The following is a 6,003-nucleotide window of genomic DNA, read 5'->3' as shown; positions in this document are numbered from 1 at the left end:
CATATCATCAGCAACTGATTCAACGTTTGTACCTACGATAACCTGTACACTTGTGTTACTTAATTTCATAACACCTTTTGCACCGGCACGTTTTAAAGCTGGTTCATTTACTAAGTTCGCATCTTTTACTTGTAGACGTAGACGAGTTGCACAGTTATCAATAACTGTTAAGTTGTCTTTTCCGCCTAATGCTGCTACGTATGCTTCACCAATAGAACCTGCAACTGGTGCTTCACCTTCTTCTTCTATTTCTTCATCATCTTCACGACCTGGAGTTTTTAAGTTGAATTTCTTAATTAAGAAGTAGAATACTACAAAGTAAATTGCTGCATAAATTAAACCAATTCCCGCTAATAATAACGGTTTTGTTGCAATACCTAAGTTTAAGAAGTAATCAATTGCTCCGGCACTAAATGAGAAACCATCATGAATGCCAAGTGTTGTTGTTACAAATAATGAAATACCTGTTAATACAGCATGAATACCATATAATACTGGAGATAAGAACATGAATGAGAATTCAATTGGTTCTGTAATACCAGTTAAGAATGATGTTAATGCAAGACCTGCTAACATCCCTGTAACCATTTTACGTTTTTCAGGTTTAGCAGCTGCAATCATTGCGAAACATGCTGCTGGTAAACCGAACATCATGATTGGGAAGAAACCAGTCATAAACATACCCGCTGTTGGGTCTTGCGCAAAGAAACGAGCAATATCACCATGAACAATATCGCCTGCTGCATTTGTAAAGTCACCTAGTACAAACCAGAAATATGTGTTCATTACATGGTGTAAACCAATTGGAATTAATAGACGGTTTAATAAACCAAATATACCAGCACCAATTGCCCCTAAGTTTACAATACCGTGTGCTACTGCATCGATACCACTTTGAATTGTTGGCCAAATTTGACCGAATACTAATCCTAAAAGAAGCATGACAACAGAAGTAATAATTGGTACAAAACGTTTTCCTGCAAAGAATCCTAACCATTCTGGCAATTTAATTTTATGGAATTTGTTATATAATAATCCGGCAACAACCCCAGCAATAATACCGCCAAGTATAGCCATATTTATCTTCGGCGTTAAAGCCGCTGCTTTTGAAACTTTTGTCATTGTATCTGCTAACTTACTTGGATCAACTGAACCTAGTAGGTCTTGAACACTTTTTAATTTATCATTTAATTCTGCTGTTGAATAGCCAATACTTAAAGTATTCGTTGTATTCTTCATAACTAGATAACCAATCGCACCTGCAAGACCTGCGGCACCACTACCATCAACAGATAAACCGATTGCAACACCAATTGCAAAAATAAGTGCTAAGTTATCAAAAATTGCTGCACCGGCCTGTGCCATAACAGGAATATCGAATACGTCTGGCTGCCCTAAACGAAGCAATAGTCCTGCTGCTGGTAGCACTGCGATTGGAAGCATTAACGCTTTACCAATACGTTGTAAAAACTGCAACATTGTAATTCCCCCTATTCAATTTATGAAATCGTTACCATTATAAATATATTTTAGAAAACGCTTTCTATTCCAAATTCATAATAACATATAGTTGTATAGATGTGTAGTTTTTATTTTCGAACTTTTCGTGGATATCTTTTCTATTTCCAAACTGTTATACAAAAGGAAAATTCTCCTTACCAATAGCGAATATATTGAAAAAAAGGGAACATAACATATGGAAGTTTCATTTTATCATTCCACTTTTTCATGTTATTATTTATTTCCGGATATACATGGGAACAGTAAACTTAGTTAATTAGAAATAGGAGCGTTGGTACTATGCAGTGTGTTGAAACAAACAACTTACAACAGTTGTTAGAACAAGTGAAACCGTATACAAAAAAGGGGAAACTGGCTACTTATATCCCAGAACTAGGAAATGCAAATCCCGATGATTTAGGAATTGCTATTTATCATAAAGATACAGAATATGTCCATGCTGGTAACTCACAAACCCTTTTTACTCTTCAAAGTATTTCAAAAGTAATTACACTTGCTCTTGCCCTTTTAGATCGTGGCGAAGAATATGTATTCTCTAAAGTTGGAATGGAACCAACTGGTGATCCATTTAATTCAATTATTAAGTTAGAAACTACTAGTCCTTCTAAACCTCTTAATCCAATGATTAACGCTGGTGCGTTAGCTATTACAAGTATGCTTACAGGGAATAGTAATGAAGAAAAAATGGAACGGATTCTTCAATTTGTACGTGAAATAACAGATAACCCTTCCATTAACTATTCTTCAAAGGTTGCGATTTCTGAATTAGAAACAGCTTATTTAAATCGTTCACTTTGCTACTATATGAAACAAAACGGCATCATCGATAGTGATGTTGAGGAACTAATGGATTTATACACACGTCAATGTGCAATCGAGGTAAACTGCATTGATTTGGCACGCATCGGTTTAATTTTTGCAATGGATGGCTATGATCCATATAAGAAAAAGCAAATTATCCCGAAACACATTACGAAAATTTGTAAAACATTTATGGTAACTTGTGGCATGTACAACGAGTCTGGAGAATTTGCGATTCGTGTTGGAATCCCTGCAAAAAGTGGTGTAGCTGGCGGGATTTTTGGGTGCGTAAAAGGAGAAATGGGAATCGGAATTTTCGGACCGGCTCTAGATGCAAATGGAAATAGTATTGCTGGTTTTAAAATATTAGAACTACTATCCGCTCAAGAAGGCTGGAGTATTTTTTAAACAGAAAGTTATCCTGCTCTATTTTAACAGGATAACTTTTTTATTATGCATATTTACGTTCCACTCGAATAATATAGTACAACCTAGCGCTATACGGTGGAGGTGTTAAAGATAAAACTTATATTCCAAATGGCAAAGCAGCCTGTTCTTGAAAAAACAATCCTTCTTTTTATACTGAGTATTGTAGAAAGCTTGAAGCTAAAAGTTGTTTCGCTCGATGAGGCACATCGATACATATTTAATTTAGAGGTGTTAGAATTATTAATGGACCGGAATATTGATGATCAAGTATTAGAACTCATTCATTCCGGAATGGGCCTTGAGGATATTCTCCATGTACTCCCGGAAGAGCTTGAACAAAGTATTGAGGAATTAAAATGGCGATGCATTCAAGTTTTAGGTGAATATGGTATGTATGAAGAATCACAGCATTTAATTGAAGATATACGTTAAAAAAGCACCTATCTAGGTGCTTTAATGTTTCTTTAAGCTATTTTTATACGTTTCAATATTAACAGGTAATTCTTCCTCTTCTAGTGTATGCTCATTTACATCTTTATGAACATATGCTCCTTTAGGTGGCTGATGATCATGACCCTTTTTCTTATGATCAAATGCTTTACCACGTCCCATATTCATCCCCCTTTCCATAAAAGAAATCAATGTTAGTATGAATAAAAACTCGTCGATATATGCAATGCTTTGTTGTATTTCCAAGGAAATACCCGAATATTGTTGTTCCACACTCTCATTACATCAACTGGTCGATTCCAATAAGAATCAGTAAAATACCAGCAATAATTGTTGCCCATTTCCCTAAGTATTCCGCTAGAAATCTTTTCCCTATATAGGAAAAACCACTAACACAAATAAAACTAAATACACCTGAGACAATTGCAGTCCACCAAAGGTTTAAATTAGTTATCCCTGCATCAAATCCCCCTGCAATATTATTAATTGATAATGCAATCCCTAGTATAAGTGCTTCAGAAAAACTGATTGTTTTAGAACCATCAAAATCAGCATTTTCTGGATTACGTAATATTCTTATAAACATGTTGGCATTTTTCTCTGGTGCTTCTTCCTTGCTAAGTAGTGGCTGACATAAAATAAATCCCCCAATGATGCCAAGTACAATTGCCCCAATTAAATTTGCCATAAAATCTGAAATAAACAATGATATCCAATTCCCAAAAAAACCAGCTAATAAAGTAAAAAGGAAACCAAAAAGGGCAATAATCAAACTATTAAGCCAAGAAATTTGAATTTTACGAATTCCATACGCAATACCTACACCTGCATTATCTAAATTAGAAGCAATCCCAATTAGAAAAATGGAAAATAAGCCTGCTGTACTCATCAACATTCACCCCTTCTTTTGACTTTTCCATGCATCTTATGAAAATGTTGAGCAACTGTGCCTGTCAACTTCATATACTTGTAATAAACGCTCAACATTTTTTCAACACTTTTAAAAGAGAAGGAGTGCTAAACCATGTCCACTCAAAATCCAAATGACCAGCTTGGTACGTTAATAAAAAAATTGTTAAAAGAGCGTGCCTTATCTATGCGTCAATTGGGAACACTGACAAACATTGATCCTTCAACAATTTCACGGATTATAAATGGTAAGCAACAAGCAAAGCAAAAACACCTTCAAAAGTTTGCGGAGTGTCTGCAAGTTCCACCGCAATTGTTATATGATGCGCTGTACCCTGATTCTTCTCACACAAAAAGAGAAAAAACAGATATGTACACATCACTCGACGCAATTCAACATACATTACAATCATCTAACCTATTCGATTACGACTACACAACAACTCGTGTAAAACAGGAACTTGAAAGTTATGAGCGGTATGCTCAAACAGCGGAAGGACAAAAACGTATTCATGAAAGTTTCTCAACAAAACTAGAGCAAATTGACAGCACAGGACCTTTCATTGAGCAATTAACAGATATGTATCATCAATTTTGCAAAGAATCTACTCCCCTTCAAGAACGCGCTATCATTGGGAGTGCCTTATTGTATTTCGTTTTATCAACAGATATTATCCCAGATTATATATTTCCAATTGGCTATTTAGATGATGCTATCGCAGTGGAGTTAGCAAAAGAGAAGTTGGGTGAAATGAGAAAAAAAACGTAGAGGACTTCTTAGAAAACATAAGGAACTATTTCGGAAGCTTAGCTTACCTAGATTTTGAAATAGTTCCTACTAAAAAAATCGTACAAACATTAAAGCTTGTACGATTCCACGACAGGTACCTTTCATATTACAGAATACCCCTTATTTTTGTATTAGAAATCTTTAAAAATCAACCTTCTCCAAATGCAATCCACTCGCATCCGCAAGACAATTAATTTGATTTCGTTGTTTCGCTTCTAAAATTTGTGGGATTACTTCAGCATCTAACTGACCTAACCCCACTTCTACTAATGCTCCAACGATTTTTCTCACCATATTATGAAGGAATCCGTTTCCGCTCACTCTAATTTGGATAAAGCCTTCACTTTCCACGATATCAAGCATATATACTTCACGAACCATAGACTTCTTCTTAGATTTCGCGTTTGAAAAAGCAGTAAAATCATGTGAACCAATTAAATATTGCGCTGCTTTCTTCATATTTTCAACATTTAACTTTTTACCAACGTGCATGCTGTATTTACGCATGAATGGATTCGTATGTTCCTCATTCCAAATCTTATATAAATACGTCTTCGCTTTCGAATTGTAACGAGCATGGAAACGTTCAGAAACTAACTCCACATCCGTAATACTAATATCGTTTGGTAAGTATTGATTTAAATACTTTTTAACTTTAAATTCTGGTAAATTCTCATCAATCTTAAAATTAGCTATTTGATTAAGTGCGTGTACACCAGCATCTGTTCTGCTACAACCGATAATTTCGATTTCTTTTCCGACCATTTCTGATAATACACTTTCGATTTTTCCTTGAATCGTATTATCATTATTTCCAAGACGTTGCCAGCCTTTATAGCGCCCGCCATCATATTGAATTGTTAATTTGTAGTTGTTCATTGTTTTCTGCTATTAAAAACATAGACATTTGCCTATTCATGTTTTTATTAACAGACTCACCGCCTTTCTTTTTCCGTTACATAAAACAAAAATTTTAAGCATTCTATGATGTTTTTCGTAATCTTCTTTTCATAGTAACACAAGAGAGCTCATTTCGTGTCTATATATACATCAATTAAAAACCCGACATAACCCCCCCTCTTTTTGGGTGGGAGAGAGCATCT

At 35.1% G+C, this 6,003-nt stretch carries 7 protein-coding genes; 3 read left to right on the top strand and 4 right to left on the bottom strand.

Annotation, left to right across the window (positions count from 1 at the left end; all coding sequences use genetic code 11):
• The coding region (gene nagE, locus V7183_RS00670) for an N-acetylglucosamine-specific PTS transporter subunit IIBC (protein WP_335358397.1) at positions 1-1,479 on the bottom strand (1,479 nt) is incomplete at its 3' end.
• Positions 1,480-1,800: 321 nt separating this feature from the next.
• On the opposite strand from nagE, the gene glsA reads away from it, so the two are divergent.
• Together glsA and V7183_RS00660 are read left to right on the top strand one after the other, a co-directional pair.
• A complete protein-coding gene (gene glsA / locus V7183_RS00665) occupies positions 1,801-2,730 on the top strand; it encodes a glutaminase A (RefSeq protein WP_097898753.1) in 930 nt (309 codons plus the stop codon).
• A 111-nt stretch (positions 2,731-2,841) separates the two neighbouring features.
• Positions 2,842-3,183: a DUF3969 family protein gene (locus V7183_RS00660; RefSeq protein ID WP_097898752.1), complete on the top strand. Its 342-nt coding sequence runs from the start codon at positions 2,842-2,844 to the stop codon at positions 3,181-3,183.
• A 21-nt stretch (positions 3,184-3,204) separates the two neighbouring features.
• Here V7183_RS00660 and V7183_RS00655 read toward each other — a convergent pair whose 3' ends face one another.
• Both V7183_RS00655 and ytaF read right to left on the bottom strand, forming a co-directional pair.
• The gene (locus V7183_RS00655; RefSeq protein ID WP_097898751.1) at positions 3,205-3,363 is read right to left on the bottom strand and encodes a hypothetical protein; all 159 of its coding nucleotides are present in this window, start codon (positions 3,361-3,363) and stop codon (positions 3,205-3,207) included.
• 118 nt (positions 3,364-3,481) lie between these two features.
• Positions 3,482-4,090, bottom strand: coding sequence for a sporulation membrane protein YtaF (ytaF, locus tag V7183_RS00650; RefSeq protein WP_335358396.1), 609 nt, complete (start codon positions 4,088-4,090; stop codon positions 3,482-3,484).
• 135 nt (positions 4,091-4,225) lie between these two features.
• Between ytaF and V7183_RS00645 the strand changes: the two genes are divergently transcribed.
• Positions 4,226-4,879, top strand: a complete 654-nt coding sequence (locus V7183_RS00645; protein WP_335358395.1) for a helix-turn-helix domain-containing protein — start codon at positions 4,226-4,228, stop codon at positions 4,877-4,879.
• A 162-nt stretch (positions 4,880-5,041) separates the two neighbouring features.
• On the opposite strand, the gene truA is transcribed toward V7183_RS00645, so the two are convergent.
• Positions 5,042-5,779 (bottom strand): tRNA pseudouridine(38-40) synthase TruA, encoded by a 738-nt coding sequence (truA, locus tag V7183_RS00640; protein ID WP_335358394.1) that lies wholly within the window; start codon positions 5,777-5,779, stop codon positions 5,042-5,044.
• Positions 5,780-6,003: the final 224 nt, after the last annotated feature.

Source organism: Bacillus sp. JJ1127 (genome assembly GCF_036965845.1).
In the GTDB taxonomy this organism is placed as follows: Bacteria; Bacillota; Bacilli; order Bacillales; family Bacillaceae_G; genus Bacillus_A.
The sequence above is the reverse complement of the archived record's forward strand: the minus strand, read 5'-3'. Positions and strand labels throughout refer to the sequence as shown.